This is a genomic window from Vibrio splendidus, from assembly GCF_024347615.1.
GTDB classification, from domain to species: Bacteria; Pseudomonadota; Gammaproteobacteria; order Enterobacterales; family Vibrionaceae; genus Vibrio; species Vibrio splendidus.
In genome coordinates, this window is record NZ_AP025508.1 from 2302792 (window position 1) to 2325784 (window position 22993).

General features: G+C 45.6%; 1 protein-coding gene. It reads right to left on the minus strand.

The genetic code is table 11. From position 1 onward, the window contains the following. Window positions 1-42: 42 nt before the first annotated feature. Complete coding sequence (locus OCU90_RS10375; RefSeq protein ID WP_099426163.1) at window positions 43-22872, minus strand: retention module-containing protein; 22830 nt, start codon at window positions 22870-22872, stop codon at window positions 43-45. Window positions 22873-22993 lie beyond the last annotated feature (121 nt).

Genomic DNA, 22993 nt, shown 5'->3' on the forward strand with positions numbered 1-22993 from the left:
AGTTTAATCGTTAGATTCTAATAGCTAGCCTCCAATTAGGCGTTAACCGTGAGTGATGACATTTTGTTGCACTAACGCATCCAGAATGTCTGACGGCATGGTGCCACTTAAGGTTAGTTGTGGCGCAAGGTCTTCAACCACAATCACCTGTTCTGTGGTCCCTAAACCATCAGGATTGATCGTTAGTTCAATATCATCCCCTTCCACTTTCGCGTCTATCTGTTGTAGCAATGCAGACATGTCTGGAGATGTATTCTTCAACTCAGGTAATACTTCTCGTAGGTCGATTTGGTCTCCTTCAGACAGGCTGAAATCGGTAATGGTGTCTTCAACGCCATCTTCGATATTGAGCCATACAAACGAATCCATACCATTGCCACCAGTTAGAATATCGGAACCGCCGCCACCAATGAGTGTGTCGTTACCGTCACCGCCAACCAACGTATCGTCACCCGCTCCACCTACAAGTCGGTCATTTCCAGTTCCGCCAGTGAGGGTGGTATCAAAGTTACTCGCTAAAAGTTGCACATCGTCTGTTTCAGAAGACAGATCGAGATCTATTGGATTGGCAACAATATTGAGATTCAGATCGATGTTTTGAGATATCGCGATATCGTTGTTATCCGCCTCTTCAGATACCGCCTCAACTTTCAAGGTGTAATTACCCGGGGTTAACGGCTTACCTAATGATGACTGCTCGACGAGTCTGAGACTATCGATCGCATCAGCGGTCGCTATCCAAGTATCACCCACCAACGAAACCGTACCCACATCACTGGTTACATCAACACCATCCGGAACATCACTAATCTTCAACGTTAACTCTTCAGTAATGTCCGTCAATGCAGCGACAATTCCAACTAAAGCGACTCCACTATTAGCGACCACAGATGAGCTGGTCGTAATATTTCTCACATAGTTAAATGCCGGATCAATAGACAAGGTTGGCGCATTTGCCACTGGCGTAACCGCGATGTTGTAAACCACAGGTGCTGTCTCTATCGCAATACCAGAAGGGTTTCCGCTGTCTTTGGCGATTACTTCTAAGCCAATGCTATTGGTTGGAGACAAGCTCGCATCGAGGTAGACACCGTTTGGACTGGTTGGCGTATCAATCAGCGCATTCAGGTCACTCAAAGTACCAACTAAGATAACCGAACCAGTGTTGTTGCCGTTGACCATCACTGTCGTCACTGCCGGAAGTGATACGTTCAATGTACCGTAATCCACCGTCAGCGTGACTGTCATGAGATCATCGGAAAATGTATCAACATAATCAGGGTCACTGACATTGATACCGCTCAATAGCTGACCTGCATCCTCGTCAATAACCGTAGTGACACTGTCACCATTAACAACAGGTGTATCGTTCACTCCATCGACAATCGCGGTGATCTCCGCAGTATCGGTTAGGAAATCATTGGCACCGTTGGTAGTACCATCATCTTCGACGGTGTAGGTGAACTTAACGTTACCGCTGTATTCATCAGCCGCCGTAAATATCCAGAACGGGCCAGTAATCATAGCGTCATCAGCACCACCTACGTTCTCAAAGCGCTGTAACTGACCTTGGCCTTCATCGAGCACCAGATTGGTCACGGTAATCGTGTCGTTTTCCGGATCGCTCGTAGCAGCAATTAAGTCTTCCTCTTTGATGATCAACTGACCTTCTTCAAGGATGTTACCTAAGTCGATATCCGTTGCCACTGGCTGATCATTCACTTCCGTTACCACAACACTGATTTCGCCGGTATCTGTTAAGAAATCATCAGCGCCATTGGTTGTGCCATCGTCCTCAACGGTATAAGTGAACTTAACATCACCGCTGTACTCGTTGGCGGCGGTAAATACCCAGTATGGGCCAGTGATCGTCGCATCATCAGCACCGCCCACGTTCTCAAAGCGCTGTAATTGCCCCTGACCTTGATCGAGCACCAAACTGTTCACGGTAATCGTGTCGTTTTCCGGATCAGTGGTTGCTGAAATCAGATCTTCCTCTTTAATGATCAGCTGACCTTCTTCGAGCATGGTGCCCAAATCAATGTCCGATGCCACTGGCTGGTCATTAACTTCAGTGACCACAAGGCTAATTTCAGCATTATCCGTTAAGAAATCATCCGCACCGTTGGTGGTACCGTCATCAATGATGTCGTAATTGAACTTCACATCGCCATTGAAATCATTGGCTGCAATGAATATCCAGAATGGCCCCGTAATCGCCGCGTCATCAGAACCACCAGCATTTTCATAGCGTGTAAGTTGACCTTGCCCTTGAGTAAGAGTCACACCGGTTACTGTGAGATTATGGTTTTCTAGATCAGAGCTGGCTGCAATCAAGTCACTTTCAACAATCACAATTTGACCGTCTTCCGCAATCGAGCCTAAATCGACATCAGTAGCCACCGGAGCGTCATTCACTTCCGTCACCTTAATGGTGAACGTAGTTTGATTGGTTTGAGCGGTATTCGGATCACCCGCGTCAATCAGACCATTGTTGCCACCGTCGTCGAGCGTTGCATTGATTGTGACTAAACCATTCTGGTTGAGGTAGTTCTGGTCTGGATCTGGCTTGAAGGCCACAGCCCCATTGGTCAACGCGGTATTGATGTCAGCTTCTTTACCGGTAATCACCAACGAACCATCAGGCTGCAATACAAACGTCACGTCAGGTGAGCTCGTAAACTCAAATACACCTTGCGCTCCTGGCAGTGTTTGATCCACTTGTAACGTCAGAACATACGGCGCATCCGGGTTATCAAAGTTAGCGTCAACATCGTAGATACTGAAGTTGTCGATAGCGATGCTAATATCTTCCGGCGTTTCAATATTGGTCACATTCACAAACGTCGGTTGATCGTTGATAGGATCAATCACTAAATCAACATCGAAGCTGGTTGGCGTACCTAAGTATTCGGTGTTGTCAGCGTCTGTATCCACTGAGCGAACCGTAATTTGCAACGGCCCATTGATACCAAGCGCATTGCCCGCATCGCTGTTGTGTTCACCCGAATTAAATACGATCTTATCTAACGACTGAGCAGGAACATCAAGTGTCCAAAGCTGAGTTGCCGGATCGTAGCTAGCCAATGTCGTGCCATCTGGATAGAAAATAGAAGCATCTTGAGGCACACCCGCCACTTCAACTCGAAGTGTTTCAGGAGCATTTTCAGTAAACGTCCCACTTCCTGTTGCAGACAGTTCTTTGTCCAAAATCGTCGCGTTGATTTCGATATCAATATTTTGGCCTTCATTGCCTGTCACAGAGTCGGTCGGGTTAGTATCGACATCATCACCAACAGGTACCACATGCAGTTTGAAGCTTGGCAAGTTTGCCGCCGCAGTAGGCACACCCAACAAAGATTCTTGAGTGAAGACTTCAACGCCAAACTCGGCTGTACCACTGAAGTTTTTCGGCGGTAAAATCGACAGCTCACTCAGGTCGAATGACAGTCCTGATGCTTGAGGCAGTTGAACACTCCATTCTCCACCACCGTTGTTCTTCACTGTGTAAGTTGAGGCAGCATCTGCACTCATTAAGAAGCCATCTGGTACACCCGTGAACTTAATCGAAACGAACTGCTCTGAGCCATCAAGGTCAGTCAATGCGATCGATACTGGGCCCGTACCTGACAAGGAAATGAGCTGGTCTTCGTTACCAGTAATCTCGATAACATCCGGATCACTGCCCGGCCCTGTGACAGACACGTCATCCACCACTGGAACGACTTCAAAGCTGACACTTGTAGAGAAGGTATCGGAGTCTGTTGCCGTACCCACAGGAGAAGCAGGATCATTATAGGTTGCTGTATCTGTAACGGTACCGCTGACATTAACTTGCACTTGATTAATATCATTACCCGTTGGGTAATTTTCGATTGCCCTAAAGAGCACATTATCGAGTGCACCTGCCGCAATTTCAGCCTGATTAAACGTCACAGACGTACCTAATGAAGTACCCGTATTGTCATAAAATGCGCCTATAGAAGGATCGTCCAACGTCAAGGTAATCGAAGTAAACTCTTCTTGACCGCCTTCGACGCCTGATACTTGATCCGAAATAGTCGAATTGAAGTCGAGTTGAATATAGGTGTCTTCGTAACCCACCGGATCTTGTCCGGCTTGGCCATCGTTATCGACAGGATTAAAGGCATCATCAAGAGAACCCACGACATTCACCTCAATCGTTGGATCCGTCTCCGCATCCGGTGCGACTTTGATGATAACTTCGGTCACTAAGGTCTTCTCATCGCCAGATTGTGTATCTTTGGTTACAATTGTGATGGGTAACCTAAAGTCGCCAGAATAGTCCGCTGGTAGGTTCAGTAACAGCCCAGAAAAGTCCGTTGAAACGCCTTGGTCGACTGTCGTCTCAAAGACATACTTTCCATTAACGAAATCGATTTCACTGCTTCCCGACAAACTAATTGGGAATGTGCCTCCTGGATTAATAGTAACTGAGTCATCAATAATGATGGTCACTTGGTCTGTTGAAGCATCTTCGCCAGAGAAAGTGATCAAACTATTTAGTGCAGCTCCTAAGTCTAGCTGTGTATCTTCTATAGCATCGACAACGCTATCTGGTGTCATCGTAATATCTGCAGCCACCTCATTCCCGCCAACAAGCACTTGAGGGAACGATAGATTAACTTCGCCTTCCCTTTGAACCGCTGGGGATGACTCAATTTCAACACCATCACCGCGATCAACTACTGTACTAAAGATGGTCATCTTGATGTCATTGAAAACGCCAGCGGTGCCTGATACAGGAGGAAAAGCAAGACCGTTCGGTGCACTGATGCTAAACAGATCTTCATTGGTTACAACCCAACGACCATTACCTTCATAAGCAGCTCCAATAACAAGTAACTGATTGAGCACATCATCCGATAGCGCCGAGTCGTCCACGTTTGTCAATTGAATAACTAACTGGTCCACTTCTTCGATAGCAGACGAAGCATCAGTTTCTTCGTAACGAATGACGAATTCATCCGTTACCGATGTATTGTCACTGTTGGTTGTAAATTTGAGGACACCGGTCAGAGCATCCGCAACCACTGTTGTTAGATCTATAATACCCGCAACCTGATTGACGACAATCTTGTTGGCGGCGTCTTCTGGTTCAACCACAGGTCGAACTTGAACATCAATAGAACCGTTAATCGTCGCGGTAACGATGCCTTGACCAGGATTGCCAGCGTCAACGTATTCATGATCTCGCTCTTCGATCATTACAACAGTATCAAGCGTGAAATCAGTACTTGAATCTTGAGCTGGAGTGATTTGGATGAAGTTATTGTTCAGCGCGATTTGAGTGAACTCTTCTGGCGTCTGGCCACTCTTAGGTGTGATGGTTAAAGTGCCTGCGGCAGCATCGTAAACCCAAGTTACATCGCCATTAACCACAACACTTTCAACATCCGTTGGAATGTCACTGATGACAATAGAAGTGAAATGCTCATCATCATCAATATAGTCAGTACCCTCTGGGTGCCAATCGATGTTGATAGCCGTATCTTCATTTCCGTTTGTAACGTTGCTGTAGGTTGCTGATGTGTCGATGATCGGCTCAACCAACACTCGAATTTCCTGATCGAATGTAAGCGTGTGACCATCATTCTCAGTCACAATCACTTTACCTTGAATGTGAATATTCTCGGTTGAAGAGTCGACAGGTCTGATGCGAATGCCTGAAGTTTTACCCGCCTCAGTAATGTTCGCTTCGTAGATAGGTTTGGATAAGTCAGGACTACCGCCCGGTCCAGTTTCGTAACCAACAAAGTTAAGATCAATAACCGTACCGTCGCCATCTTCGAGAATCACACCATCAGGAATACCTGAAAGGATTACAGTAATGGCTTCAGATCCATCTCCAGTTAGAGGAGAATCTGTTGGGTCATCAGGTTTACGTTCGCCAGACAATACAGTGAAGTCAAGCAGAGCAAAGCTATCGCCATTTTGACTCTCTTCAATGGTAGTTTGAACACCGTTTGTCGCGCCATCTGTAAACGTTGTCCAATCTGTACCATTCGTCCCACCATAAGGAGTATCGGCAACGCCTTTGACTTCAACGTTGACGGTTTTAGTTCCTAGTATCTCCTCATCGATTTGGGCGCCCGTGGATAGATTTGCCGTATCTTTGACCACACCCGTGACATCGAAGGTGAAATCGACATTACTGTGTTTAGTTGGAACAACCTCAACGTTAGCCAAATCGGAATACGCGATTTCTTGATAATCCACACCATTGATCGTGATGGTCGGAACGACTGTCGTGGTGCCTAAGAAGTAAAGCACTGCTCCTTCAGTAACATTACTGATGCGCACAAACAGTTCTTCAGAACTGTCAGAATCGACCGAACCTGTCATGGTGATGACTTCGTCTAACGTGAACGCGTCTTTATTGTCCAAAGGCCCGACGTAATCTGGATCATCGATATTGTCTTCGTTGATCTGAATTCGACTAACACTGAATGTGCCAGGGTCCGCATCTGCGGTCACATCAATAACAATACTTTGTTCCACAGAACGAGCCGTCGTCTTATCGTTTGCTCCACCGTTGGCTGAATCATCGTATGGGTTAAGCGTCTCTTCCGTAATTGCCGTCGCTTTAAACTCAATCTGCCCTGAGAAGTTATCAATAGGGTTAACTACGGTGCTATTGATATCAGCAGATGCGATGATATAAACACCATTAACGAGCGTTAACACATTGCCATTTTGATCAAGTAACTCAAACTTCCCGTCGCCTTGAACTGCTTCAAGTTCATAGGTAATCGTCTCAGTATTACTGTTATCTTGCGACTCTGCGTTCAGCTCCAACGTGACATTGTCTTCATCTTCGTTGACTTGATACTGATACGTGCTGTTGGAATCATCCCAAGTCGCAATATCCGCTACCGCTTCAATCTCGATTCTGAAGTTTGAGTTAATGGTGTGCTCCGTAGTGCCATTTTTCTCAATTTCAAGCTCATAACGAACTCGCCCACCAGTTTCATCCGAACTAGCGTGTTGGTCTGGAACAAAGAACAGGTTGTCTATCGTCGCGATAGTTTGTCTTGGTTCACTCGGGTTTGGAGCGAAGCTTTGTTCGAGTTCAGGAGAGCCAAATATAATGCTCCCATTTGACTCAGGCACTAATTCAATGTAGTCAGCACCATCAAAGTAATAAAAAGTACCTTGATGACTATCACCTCCGTTCGGGCTTTTAATCGTCAACTGGCCAATAGATTCAGCGTTATCTTGGTCATACAGACTAACTTGCAGCGCAACTTGAGCTGGTGCATTAGGCAAGCCATTTTGGTTATCTTGAACATTCTCAAGAGTCGGCTCATCGCCTGTTGCGTAAGGTATGGTTGAGTCTCTACCCGCATCCTCGAAGGTCGTCACTTTCAGCGCAATTCTTGTAGAATCCCTATCAGTAATCGTAATATCTAACGGTGTTTCAGAGGTGTCTAAATCGCCATCCGTCGCAATCACGTTAATCGAGAAGTCGATAGTGTCTAAGCCGTCATGATCGAGATAGCCGTTAGCTTTGAATTCAACCTCACCATTTGAGTTGATGCGTAAAGTACCAAGCTGCCTTTCCTGAGTACCACCATTGCCATCATCGGTTTGCTCGTAAACTCGTACCTGTTGGCTACCGCTATTTAAATCGAAACCGCTACTGTATGGTCCGTTATTTCCTGTACGGAAAACAATATCTGCACCATTATTTGAGATACCCTCAATTCGACTCAGTACCGCACCATCAGCCCCCACATCCGTCGCATTAGCAAACATGTCGACTTTAGAGTTGCCATAACCCTGACCTTCAAGACGAGTAATCGATTGAGTTGTCACCAACGGAACATCATCAGTAACTGTGATTTTTAGATCGATCGCGTTTGATTGGTCTTGATCAAAATCTTCTGCAACAACAGAGAAATTAAGGTCAATCGCATTTTCATCTGCACCATCAGGGTGTTTAAGTGGTTTAAACAATTCAAATTGGTAGCTGTTATCCGAGGTATCGAAAATAATCTCGAACACCGCTTCATTACTCGTTGCAGTTTGAGCAACGTAAGTAAATGTTGTGCCGTTTTGTGAAACAGCTAGCCACTCTAAGCTTTCTCCATCAGAGGTTAAGCCCGTCAGAACCAAATCTTCATCAACCAGCTCATACAGCACAACGCCATCGGCACCTTCATCAACAGTGAACAGTCCATTGATAATGGTATCTTCAGATTGATCGGAACCAATACCAGTAAGATCGTCTTCATCAACAACCGTTTCACCAGTCGGCGCCGTCATTACAGGCGCATCATCGATCACCTCGATTGGTAATACATATTGGTTAGAATCGTCGCCATCACCATCAACAGCAACAACATCAAACGGTATTGTGAGTGTATCGAGGTTACTCGGTGTAGTAGCGTGATTGAGAGGGCCAAGCAAGGTAAATGTGTATGACCCATCGTTACCCAAAGCAAGAGTAAAAATCGGTGTTCCACTTGTGGTGGTTCCTTGATAGGTGGTTGTGTTCGCAACCCCAGTGACCTCTGTGATCGAAATCGCTTCGTTGCCTGATGTCAGATCATCTTCTAGGTCAGATATATTACGTAGCTCATAAGCCTCAACTTTATCTGCACCTTCTGTGGTCACAAACGAACCTGTCGCTTGTGCCAGAGCGCCCAAATCACCTTCATCAACCACAAACGTACTCGCGACAGTGGTGTCAGTAATGGTTGGAACATCATCGGTAATGGTCACGGTAAGGGGTTTCATCACTGAATCAGTGTTGTCTTTGTCGACTGCGATCACTGGCAAGGTGAAGATTTGATCATTGTTACCTTGTACAGGCAGGTGATCTAACTCTTCCAACAAGGTGAATGTGTACTCTCCTAGAACCACGCTGCTAAAGGTGATGGTGAAGATATCCGTTTGGACACCGCCGCTCTCAACGTAACCAATATAATTATCGCTGTTCAGAGGATCTTCTTTTAGCTGAACCACCAAACCATCCGCTTTCAGATCGCCAGATGTGTTGAACTGAGTGGTATCAATACGGAAGTGGTTCACATCATCACTACCTTGGGTAAAGGTAATCGTTTCAGTTTGGCTAACAGGTAAGCCCGGTGAAGAACCATCAATCAGATTTGCTTCAGCCAACGCGACAGCCGGTACGGTGTCGATAGTTGGTGGCGCGCCATCGGCAATAGTTAACGTCACTGTAGACGTCACGATATCGCCATCTTTATCTTCAGATGTCACCGTGATGGTCTTGACGATATCACCACCAGAATGGTCTAGATTTCGGTTAGGTTCAAAACGTACATCCCCTTCGAGATTGATAAACAAAGAACCTTCAGTGAATACAAACTCTTGCTCACTCGTGTTGGTTTGTACCAAGGCTGTTTCAGCTTGATTGTCATACACAAACTTAGTAATTGTGGCGCCATCTGCACTTTGTGCAGGCATCACATCAAAGACTGTTGTAGTTGGTGTTCCCGTACTTGGCTCCGTGATGTTGAGCGCACCTGATTGCATCAGCTGAACATCATCGGTGATGGTGACAGTCAGCGGTTTAGACGCTGAAATATCACCATCGGTATCTTCCGCGTAAACAGAAAGATCAAAGCTCAGATCGTTGTTTCCTAAGCCATCAACATGGTCTAAACGTTCAAGCAGAGTAAATGTGTATTGACTCGGATTCGTATCATCAAAATCTAGAGTGAATATGATTTTCTCGGCACCTGAACCATTAGTAGTAAATGCAATGTAGTCGCCTGAACCAGCTGGATCTTCACGTAAACTCAATTCAAGGCCATCAGACTTCAACGCGCCGTTGGTATTGAACAACCCTACTTCCACCACTATTTCAGCAATATCATCACTGCTTGCAAGTGAAGTAATGGTTTGAGTCATACTCACAGGGGTTACGCTAGGCGTCGAACCATCAGCAAGTAAGCTTTCTGACAATGCCACACCCGGCACAACGTCGATTGTTGGCCCATCACCATCAACAATGGTGAGCGTAACCGTCGACGAAAAGATATCGTTATCAAAGTCTGAAGACGTGAACACGATTGACTTAACAATGTTCCCTGCAGAGTGATCAAGGTTTCGATTTGGCTCAAACCTTACGTCACCATCTAATGTCACAAACAATGAACCTTCAGTGAAAACAAACTCTTGTTCGCCACTGATGTTCTGATTCAGAGTAATTGGAGAACCACCGTCATACGTGAACTGCGTAATGTTCGCGCCGTCTGCACTTGGTATTGGCATCACATCAACGGTAGTTGTTGTTGGAGTACCAGAACTTGGTTCGGTAATGGTTAAGAAGCCATCTTGCATTTGCTGGAGGTCATCTTCTATCGTAACCACCACATCGCGCTTCGTTGATTCAGAATCATCTGTATCAACAGCATAGATAGGCAAACGGAACGTCAGATTGTTGTAAAGCACGCCATCAAGGTGATCAAGTGCCTCAATCAAGGTAAATGTAAACTGAGCTTTGTTTGCACTATCAAAGCTAATGGTAAATACATCGGTAACGTTACCCATACCATCATCGGTATAACCAATGTAGTCACCAGCAGAAGCAGGATCTTCTTTTAGTTGAACAACAAGACCACTTGATTTCAACAGATCGCCAGGATTGAATTCGTTGGTCGCAATTCTAAAGTGACTAAAATCATCACTTCCTTCGGTGTAAGTGATTGTGTGAGTCGAACTTACCGGAGAACCAGTTGGCGTAGAGCCATCCGCTAGGTTGACTTCCGATAAGTTAACATCTGGAACCACGTCAATAACGGGATCGATACCGTCTTTGATCGTCAAGGTGACATCTGCGGTATCTGTATCGTTATCAAAATCACTGGTGGTGACGACAATCGTTCTTACAATGTCGCCGGATGAATGGTCAAGATCTCGGCTCGGCTCAAAACGAACCTCCCCTTCAATGGTGATGTACAGTAAGCCATCGGTTACGGTAAAGACTTGTTCTGTGGCGATGCTTGGGTCTAACGTTACAGCTGTGCCACCATCGTAAGTAAACTGTGTCACTTTCGCGCCATCAGCACTCTGCGTTGGCATAACATCAATGATTGGCGTCGTTGGTGGCGTACCCGATACCAAATCAGCTAATGAAGGCTCGATGATACTCAAGGTGCCATCTTGAACGCCTTGTACGTCATCGGTGATAGCAACTGTCATTGGCGACATTACAGAATCATCACCATCTGCATCAACCACTAACACAGGGACATCGAAGCTTAGTGTATTGTTTTGTAATCCATCGACATGATCTAACGCTTCAAGCAGCGTGAACGTGTATTGTCCTAAATTACTCGTCGAGAAGCTGATCGTGAAGACGTTGGTTTCTACGTTAGAACCGTCTTTGACGAAGCCAATGTAATTACCAGAATTAGCTGGCTGCTCTTTTATTTCGACATCTAGACCGTTCGATTTCAAAGATCCTGAAGTATTGAACTGCGTAGGGTCAATTCTGAAATGGCTTACGTCGTCACTACCCGCTGTGTAGGTAATGGTTTGTGTCATTGTCACTGGATTACCGGTTGGCGCAGAGCCATCAGCCAGATCCACTTCAGATAACGTAATTCCAGGAACAAGGTCGATGGTAGGAAGGTCACCATCAACAATCTTAAGCGTCACTGTCGATGTGACAATATCGCCATCGAGGTCAACAGACGTCACCTCAATAGATTTGGTAATATCGCCACCTGCATGGTTTTGATTACGCACAGGTTCGAAACGTATCTCACCTTCCGTCGTAATGAATACCGAGCCTTCCGTGAAGACGAACTCTTGTTCACCATTCACATTTAAATCAAGACTTTCTGCAGTGTTACCATCGAAAACAAATGAAGTAACTTTGGCTCCGTCGGCGCTTTGGTTTGGCATCACATCAAAGGTATTTGATGTTTCAACACTTGCTGCCGGCTCACGACTGGTGATTGTGCCGTCTTGCATCAACTGCACATCGTCGCCAATGGTCACACCAAGCTGAGAAACTAACGAATCATCGCCATCACTATCCACCGCATACACAGGTAAATTAAAGCTTAAATCGTTGTTGCCACGCGCATCTTGATGATCCAGAGCTTCGATTAAAGTAAATGTGTATTCACCTAAGGTTCCGGAGTTGAAGTCCAGTGTAAATACTGTCGTCTCTACATTAGACGAGCTGGTAGTAAAACCAATGTACTGACCAGAGCCTTGAGGATCTTCGCGCAGTTCGACCACTAAGCCATTCGACTTAAGCGCATCGTTAGTATTGAACTCGGTTGGTTCTAAACGGAAGCGAACCACATCATCACTTTGGTTGGTGAAAGTAATCGTCTGTGTTGAGCTGACCGCGCCAGCATTTGGTGCAGAACCATCAGCTAGGTTTGTTTCTGAGAGCGTAACGCTTGGTACCGCATCGATAGTTGGAATATCACCATCGGTAATGGTCAGCGTAACGGTTGAAGTCACAGGATCGTTATCAAAATCACTTGAAGTAACCACTATCGACTTCACGATGTCTTCGCTGGCAGAGTGGTCAAGGTCACGATTTGGTTCAAAGCGCACTTGACCTTGCAGAGTGATGAATAGCTCACCTTCGGTGAAACTAAACTGCTGCTCACCTACGATGCTTTGATCGAGTGTTTTGACAATACCGCCAAATGAGAATTCAGTGATCGTCGCACCATCGGCACTCTGATTTGGCATCACATCAATGGTGTTGGTTGTGATTGTGCCGTCTGCAAGATTTGGCTCAGTGATATCTAACGTACCGTCTTGCATGATTTGAACATCATCACCAATGGTCACATTGAGTTGAGACACCAGTGAATCATCGCCATCACTGTCTACCGCATAAACAGGAAGATCAAAACTCAGATCGTTCTTATCTAGGCCATCTGCATGGTCTAGCGCTTCAAGTAAGGTGAAGGTGTATTCGCCCAACGTACTTGTAGAGAAAGCAATCGTGAATACAGGAACTTCAGCATTCGAACCATCGGCAATAAAACCGATATAAGTACCCGGATTAGCCGAATCTTCTTTTATCTCAACCGAAAATCCATTCGATTTCAGTGCACCGCCCACATTGAACTCTGTTGGCTCAATACGGAAACTCGCCACATCATCACTTTGATTGGTGAAGGTAATCGTCTCTGTTTGACTTACAGCACTGCCGCTTGGCGCTGAGCCGTCACTAAGATTAGTTTCAGACAGAGTAACGCTTGGCACTGCATCAATGGTTGGGATATCACCATCAGCAATAGTCAGAGTGACCGTTGACGTCAGTACATCGTTATCTAAATCGCTTGAAGTCACCACAATCGACTTCACGATGTCTTCGCTCGCTGTGTGGTTTAGATTGCGATTTGGCTCGAAACGCACTTCACCTTGCAAGGTGATGAACAGTGAACCTTCAGTAAATACAAACTTCTGTTCACCGGTGTCGTTTTGGTCGAGTGTTATTGCCGCCCCGCCATCGTAAGTAAACTGAGTGATTGTCGCGCCATCGGCACTTTGGCTAGGCATCACATCAACAGTGGCTGTCGTCGGAGTACCTGCAGCCAAATCAGCAACCGTTGGCTCAATAATATTAAGCGCTTGGTTTTGCATGACCTGTACATCATCACCAATGGTCACATTCAGTTGAGACACCAGTGAATCATCACCATCGCTATCAACCGCATAAACAGGAAGATCAAAAGTCAGATCATTCTTCACTAAGCCATCTACATGATCCAACGCTTCAAGCAGGGTGAAGGTGTATTGACCTAAATTGGTATCCGAGAAGCTAATCGTAAACACGTTAGTTTCAACGTTCGAACCATCAGTCACAAAACCGATGTAGCCACCCGGTGTAGTTGGGTCAGCTTTCAGTTCGACCGCCAATCCGTTCGATTTCAGAGCACCACCAACATTAAAATCAGTCGGTTCAATACGGAAACTCGTCACGTCATCACTTTGGTTAGTAAAGGTAATGGTTTGAGTTGAACTTACCGCACTTGCATTCGGAGCAGATCCGTCGCTCAGATTCGTTTCTGACAGAGTAACGCTTGGCACCATGTCAATCGTTGGGATATCGCCATCAGTAATGGTTAGCGTTACCGTTGAAGACACAAGATCGCTATCGGAATCACTTGAAGTTACGACTATCGACTTCACGATATCGCCACCAGTATGGTCAAGGTTACGACTTGGTTCGAAACGAATATCGCCTTGCAGAGTGATATATAATGCCCCATCAGCAACCACGAACTTCTGCTCACCTGTATCGTTTTGATCAAGCGTTAATACCGCCCCACCATCATAAGTGAACTGAGTAATGGTCGCCCCATCAGCACTCGCGGATGTTAATACATCAAATACTGATGTTGTTGGCGTGCCTGCAGCCAAGTCGGCAACAGTAGGCTCCTCGATACTAAGCGAACCACTCACCATCACTTGAACATCATCAGTAATCGTCACCGATAGTGATGACATTAACGAATCGTCACCGTCGGTATCCACTGCGTAAACTGGCAAATCAAATGTTAGGTCGTTATTGCCTTGAATTGGTGTGTGGTCAATCGCTTCCAGAAGCGTGAAGGTGTACTCACCCAAAGTGGTACTGTTGAAATCGAGTGTAAACACAGTGGTTTCGACATTCGAAATATCGGTCGTGAAACCAATATAATTGCCTGATCCTGTTGGTTCCTCTCGAATCTCAATGATCAAGCCATCGGACTTGAGCGCGTTGTTAGTATTAAATTCACTTGGTTCTAGACGGAATTTCTCAACATCGTCACTTTGATTAGTGAAAGTGATGGTTTCCGTTTGACTAACCGCGCTGCCACTTGGCGATGAGCCATCAGTTAAATCAGCTTCTTCAAGTACAACGCTCGGTACCGAATCGATAGTCGGATTGTCACCATCAGTAATGGTCAGCGTAATGGCTGAAGTCACCGGATCGTTATCGAAGTCGCTTGAAGTCACTACTATCGACTTCACGATGTCTTCGCTAACGGAATGGTCTAGATCGCGATTAGGTTCAAAGCGCACTTCACCTTCAAGGGTGATAAACAACTCGCCTTCGGTGAAGCTGAACTGCTGTTCACCAGTCTCATTTTGATCAAGCGTTCTTAGCTGACCGTCATAAGTAAACTGAGTGATCGTCGCACCATCAGCACTTTGCTCGGGCATCACATCAATGGTGTTGGTTGTGATTGTGCCGTCTGCAAGATTTGGCTCGATAATATCTAACGTACCATCTTGCATGATTTGAACATCATCACCGATGGTCACATTCAGCTGAGACACCAGTGAATCGTCGCCGTCCGTATCAACCGCATAAACAGGCAGATCAAAACTCAGATCGTTGTTATCTAAACCATCCGCATGGTCTAACGCTTCAAGCAGAGTAAAGGTGTATTCACCCAACGTACTCGTAGAGAAAGCAATCGTGAACACTGGAACTTCAGTGCCCGAACCATTGGTAATAAAACCGATGTAAGTACCTGGATTAGCAGAGTCTTCTTTTATCTCAACCGCAAAACCATTCGATTTCAGTGCACCGCCGACATTGAATTCAGTAGGTTCAATACGGAAACTCGCCACATCATCGCTTTGGTTGGTGAAAGTAATCGTCTCAGTTTGACTTACTGTACTTCCGCTTGGCGCAGAGCCATCGGCTAAATTAGATTCCGAAAGCGTAACACTTGGTACCGCATCAATCGTTGGGATATCGCCATCAGTAATCGTCAGCATCACTGTGGAAGTCAGTACATCGTTGTCTAAATCGCTTGAGGTCACCACAATCGACTTCACGATGTCCTCGCTAGCCGTGTGGTCCAAATTACGATTAGGTTCGAAGCGCACGTCACCTTCAAGCGTGATGAACAACTCACCTTCAGTGAAGCTAAATTGCTGCTCACCATTGTCAGTTTGATCCAGAGTGCGAACTTGACCGTCATACGTAAACTGGGTGATAGTCGCGCCATCGGCACTCTGATTTGGCATCACATCAATGGTGCTAGTTGTGATTGTTCCATCAGCCAGATTTGGCTCGATAATATCTAACGTACCATCTTGCATGATTTGAACATCATCACCGATGGTCACATTAAGCTGAGACACCAATGAATCATCGCCATCACTGTCGACGGCGTAAACTGGCAGATCAAAGGTCAGATCATTGTTCGCTAAACCATCCACATGGTCTAACGCTTCAAGTAAGGTGAAGGTGTATTGGCCTAAATTGGTATCTGAAAAGCTAATCGTGAATACGTTGGTTTCAACATTCGAACCATCCGTAACAAAACCGATGTAACCACCCGGTGTGGTTGGGTCGGCCTTCAGTTCGACGGCCAATCCATTTGATGTGAGAGCGCCACCAACATTAAATTCAGTCGGTTCAATACGGAAGCTTGTCACATCATCACTTTGAGTGGTGTAAGTAATAGTTTGAGTTGAACTCACCGCGCTGCCGCTAGGTGCAGAGCCATCACTCAGATTAGTTTCAGACAAGTTCACAGTTGGAACATTATCAATGGTTGGGATATCACCATCGGTAATGGTCAGAGTGACGGTTGAAGTCAGCACATCGTTATCCGAGTCACTAGAAGTCACCACAATCGATTTCACGATGTCTTCGCTGAGTGTGTGGTCTAGATTACGATTAGGCTCAAAGCGCACATCACCTTGAAGCGTGATGAACAGTTCACCTTCTGTGAAGCTAAACTGCTGCTCGCCATTATCATTTTGGTCAAGTGTTCGAAACTGGCCATCATAAGTGAATTGAGTGATCGTCGCGCCATCGGCACTTTGATTTGGCATCACATCGAAAATCGCCGTCGTCGGTGTGCCTGCTGCTAAATCAGCGACCGTCGGCTCAGTAATATTGAGCGCACCGTCTTGCATGATTTGAACATCATCACCGATGGTCACGTTTAACGGAGACATCAGCGAATCGTCGCCGTCGCTATCTACCGCGTAAACAGGTAAATCAAAACTGAGGTCATTGTTGCCACGGGCATCTTGGTGGTCCAACGCTTCGATGAGTGTGAACGTGTATTCACCTAATGACCCAGAATTAAAGCTTAATGTGAATACTGTAGTTTCTACGTTTGTGGCACTGGTCGTAAAACCAATGTAGTCACCCGACCCTGCCGGGTCTTCACGTAACTCAACGGCTAAACCGTTCGATTTAAGATCATCGTTAGTGTTGAATTCCGTTGGCTCAATACGGAAACGAACCACATCATCACTTTGATTGGTAAAAGTAATAGTTTGAGTCGAGCTTACCGCGCTGCCACTTGGAGCAGAGCCATCGCTCAGGTTAGTTTCAGAAAGCGTAACACTTGGAATAACATCAATCGTCGGGTTATCACCATCAGTGATCGTCAGCGTAATAGTTGAAGTCACCGGATCGTTATCGAAGTCGCTTGAAGTCACGACAATCGACTTCACGATATCTTCACTCACTGAGTGGTCTAGATCGCGATTAGGCTCAAAGCGCACTTCACCTTCAAGGGTGATAAACAGTTCACCTTCCGTGAAACTGAATTGCTGTTCACCAGTGTCATTCTGATCAAGTGTTCGTAATTGGCCGTCATAAGTAAACTGGGTGATAGTCGCGCCATCGGCACTCTGATTTGGCATTACATCAATGGTGTTGGTTGTGATTGTACCGTCAGCAAGATTTGGCTCGGTGATATCTAACGTACCGTCTTGCATGATTTGAACATCATCACCGATAGTCACATTAAGCTGAGACACCAATGAATCGTCGCCGTCCGTATCAACCGCATAAATAGGCAGATCAAAGCTCAGATCGTTCTTATCTAAACCATCTACATGGTCTAACGCTTCAAGCAGAGTAAAGGTGTATTCACCCAATGTGCTCGTAGAGAAAGCAATCGTAAACACTGGGATTTCAGCGCCCGAACCGTTGGTAATAAAGCCAATGTAAGTACCCGGATTAGCCGAATCTTCTTTTATCTCAACCGCAAATCCATTCGATTTAAGTGCACCGCCCACATTAAACTCTGTTGGTTCAATACGGAAACTTGCTACATCGTCGCTTTGATTGGTGAAGGTAATCGTCTCAGTTTGACTGACTGCACTGCCACTTGGTAAAGAACCATCTGAAAGGTTGGTTTCAGATAAGGTAACGTTTGGCACCGCATCAATGGTTGGGATATCACCATCTGTAATAGTCAGAGTAACAGTTGAAGTCAGTACGTCATTGTCTAAATCGCTTGAGGTCACCACAATCGACCTAACGATGTCTTCGCTAGCCGTGTGGTCTAGATTGCGGTTTGGCTCGAAGCGAACTTCACCTTCAAGAGTGATAAATAACTCACCTTCTGTGAAGCTAAATTGCTGCTCACCATTGTCAGTTTGATCCAGAGTGCGAACTTGCCCGTCATACGTAAACTGAGTGATCGTCGCACCATCGGCACTTTGTTCTGGCATCACATCAATGGTATTGGTTGTAATCGTGCCGTCTGCAAGATTTGGCTCGGTGATATCTAACGTACCACCTTGCATGATTTGAACATCATCACCGATGGTTACATTTAACTGAGACACCAGTGAATCATCGCCATCGCTATCAACGGCGTAAACAGGAAGATCAAAGCTCAGATCATTATTTGCCAAGCCATCTACATGGTCTAACGCTTCCAGTAAGGTGAAGGTGTATTGACCTAAATTGGTATCCGAGAAGCTAATCGTGAACACGTTGGTTTCAACGTTTGAACCATCCGTAACAAAACCGATATAACCACCCGGCGTGGTTGGGTCGGCTTTCAGTTCGACGGCCAAACTATTTGATGTGAGAGCGCCACCAACATTGAACTCAGTCGGTTCAATACGGAAACTTGTTACATCATCACTTTGATTAGTAAAGGTAATGGTTTGAGTTGAACTAACCGCGCTGCCACTTGGCGCAGAGCCGTCACTCAGATTCGTTTCTGACAAGCTCACTGTTGGCACATTATCAATGGTTGGGATATCACCATCGGTAATGGTCAGAGTGACGGTTGAGGTCAGCACATCGTTATCGGAATCGCTAGATGTCACCACGATCGATTTCACGATGTCTTCGTTCAGCGTGTGGTCTAGATTACGATTTGGCTCAAAGCGCACTTCACCTTCAAGAGTGATGAACAGTTCACCTTCTGTGAAGCTAAACTGTTGCTCGCCATTATCATTTTGGTCCAGCGTTCGAAGTTGGCCATCATAAGTGAATTGAGTGATCGTTGCGCCATCGGCACTTTGGTTTGGCATCACATCGACAGTACCGGTTGTCACTGTACCATCTACAAGATTCGGCTCGACGATATCTAACGCACTATCTTGCATGATTTGAACATCATCACCGATGGTCACACTTAACGGTGACATCATTGAATCATCGCCGTCGCTATCTACCGCGTAAACGGGTAAATCAAAGCTGAGTTCGTTGTTGCCTCGAGCATCTTGGTGATCCAACGCTTCAAGTAAAGTGAAAGTATACTCACCTAATGTAGTGCTAGAGAAACTCAGAGTAAATACCGTGGTTTCTACATTCGTCGCACTGGTCGTAAAACCAATGTAGTCGCCCGACCCTGCCGGATCTTCACGTAACTCAACGGCTAAACCGTTCGATTCAAGATCATCGTTAGTATTAAATTCAGTTGGTTCAATACGGAATTTCTCAACATCATCACTTTGATTGGTGAACGTGATGGTTTGAGTCGAGCTTACCGCGCTGCCACTTGGAGCAGAGCCATCACTCAGATTAGTTTCAGAAAGGGTAACGCTTGGAATAATATCAATCGTCGGGTTATCACCATCAGTGATCGTCAGCGTTACGGTTGAAGTCAGAGAGTCATTATCAAAATCACTTGAAGTCACGACAATCGACTTCACGATGTCTTCGCTAACGGAATGGTCTAGGTCGCGATTAGGTTCAAAACGCACTTCACCTTCAAGGGTGATAAACAACTCACCTTCAGTGAAACTGAATTGCTGTTCGCCAGTGTCATTTTGATCAAGTGTTCGTAGCTGGCCATCATAAGTAAACTGAGTGATCGTCGCGCCATCAGCACTCTGATTTGGCATCACATCAATGGTGTTGGTTGTAATTGTGCCGTCTGCAAGATTTGGCTCAGTAATATCTAACTTACCGTCTTGCATGATTTGAACATCATCACCGATAGTCACATTAAGCTGAGACACCAATGAATCGTCGCCGTCTGTATCAACTGCATAAACAGGCAGTTCGAAGCTCAGGTCGTTATTATCTAAACCATCCACATGGTCTAACGCTTCAAGCAGAGTAAAGGTGTATTCGCCTAACGTACTCGTAGAGAAGGCAATCGTGAATACAGGAACTTCAGTGCCCAAACCATTGGTAATAAAACCGATGTAAGTACCCGGATTAGCAGAGTCTTCTTTTATCTCAACCGCAAACCCATTGGATGTCAGAGCTCCACCCACATTGAACTCGGTTGGTTCAATTCGGAATCTAGCTACATCATCACTGCCAGCGGTAAAGGTAATCGTTTCGGTAGCGCTAACTGTACTTCCGCTTGGTGCAGAACCATCGGCAAGATCTGTTTCAGATAAAGTGACAGGCGGAACCAAATCAATGATTGGATCTTGGCCGTCAGTGATACTTAGCTCAAGTGTTGAGGTATCAGTGTCTCCATCACCATCTTCAGCTAAAAATGAAAATTGTTTGACGATAGTTTCGCTGCTTGAATGGTCGATATCACGAGCGACTTCAAAACTGAAATCACCATTCAATGAGATAGTGACCACACCCTCAGTAAAACTGAAGTTCTGATCAGCATCAGGCAATAAACTTTGGTCTAATGAATAGTCAACACCGTCGTAGTTGAAGGATTGAATTGTCGAACCATCTGCGCCTTCAAAGTTGAATAGGTTATACGAAACCACGGTATCACCCGCTAAAGTCGGCTCAGTGACAGATTCAACCTTATCGACTAACTCAACAACATCATCTGTAACATTAACGAGAATCTCAGCAGCTGCTGGTGTGTTCGAACCTCCAGACAGTGCAGAGCGGTCACCATCTGCATCAACGGCATAAATTGGCAATGCAAAGGTCAACAACCCGTCTTCAGCGCCTTGGTGAGAAAGCTCTTCGTACAGAGTGAATTCATAGTTCCCCAATGACGGACTATCCACTTTAACGTCAAAGACCGTAATTCGAGAACCATTGACTTCAACATAACCTTCGTAAGTTCTTACACCGTTGGTTTCATCAATCAACTCAAGTAGCACAGCCTCACCATTTGAAACCAAGCTGCCGCCAGTATTAAATTCTGCTGGTTCAAGTTCATAATGGTCAATGATGTCACTTTCAAAAATATCCGCGGTAATACTGCCGCTGCCAGACACTGCCGCCGTGCCCTCTTGTGAGCCACCAACAATACTCGCTTCATCAACATCAATACTGTCAACATTAGTGATAACGGGGCTATCACCATCAGTGATGGCAATGTTGATGATATTGGTTACAACATCTTGGTCAAAATCGGTAACCGTGATTGGTAATGCAAACGAAAGAGTGTCGGAGCTCACTTCTTCGATTGGCTTGAACTGTTGGAAATTGTATGTGCCATCGGTATCAAGCGAGATAGTGAGAACAACCTCACCTCGGCCTTGGATGGACAGAGTAATCGTTGTTCCATCATCAGAAAGTCTCGCAAGCGTGTTTTGATTATCACTGAGCAACCCATCAAACTGGTCCAGTGCACTTGCATCAAATACGGCTGATTGAAGGTTATCACTACCAATATTTGAGAACGTCCCTTCGATTGCCGCGCTGCTAGTTTCAACGTTAGTGATATTGACACTTTCAACAGACGGATCTATCCCGTCAAACACTGAAACTTGTGCGTTAACGGGTGTTGCTAGCGGGTTCCCAGCGGTGTCTTCACCTTGAATATCAAAGGCAATATCTATTTGATCGCCACTGTAAGAAACCTGACCACCGCCAACCGACGGTACATGATCAATCGGCTGGGAAATCGTTGTGGTTAGAGAAAGCTCAATGTTATTGCCAACACTGACGGCATCAATGTCGATACGTAATACTTCGTCGGTACCTTGAACACCAACGATAGAATTAGTCGTCGCGTCATAGGTGAAGATAACGGACTGACCACTTGAAGTAATGTCGCTGTTTAATTCACTAAGTAGTGAAGCGAGGGATAAAGTTTCTGGAATGAAAGAGTTAGGGGCGAGAGCTAAACTACCAGCAATAATCGTTTCTGTCGTTGTTACAGATTGGGGATAGGTATTGCCAGATATGGAGCCTTCAGTCAGTGTTTCACTGATTGATTGGCCACCTGATGAACGAGTGATAGATCTGAATTCTTCTCTGTCTTCATCAACAGTTTGTTCTGCTAGACCAGCGGTCTCAAAGAAAGTCGATGGATGAGTTTCAGTGTAGTTATAGTCAATCGTCACAAAGCCAGCATTTGCAGAACCTAGTCCGCCACCAGCAGCCGTTGCTTCTAAGATTTGAGTCGGATCGGCACCACCTAAAATGGCTTCTTGAATTGCAGCAAGGTCGTCTTCAGTGAAGGTTTCTGCGTCTGCTTGCTGTAAGTCAAAATTTACCTCACCAGCTATTGGGGCATCTACCCATGCAGCGTTTTCATCAACACAACCGACGCAATTCTCTGCAACCGGAATCGAATCATTCTGAACGCCTAATACAAGCTCTGACTTGTTGGCCGTAATCACGATCTCATTTTCACGGATGGTATCGCCAACTGAAACTTTTCTTGCGCTGCCGTCTGGCTTAACTACGACGACATCTCCACTCGTAGCTTCAACTACCGCAACCTGGCGCGAAACTTCAATATCCATACATCCCCCGTTGTCACAAAGCACTATTTTTAAGCGCTGTGAAAATTATTTGTAATAGCAATTTCAGGTTTTAATTGAACGCATACTTAGCTCTCATCAATGGCAATCCATTGTTATGCCC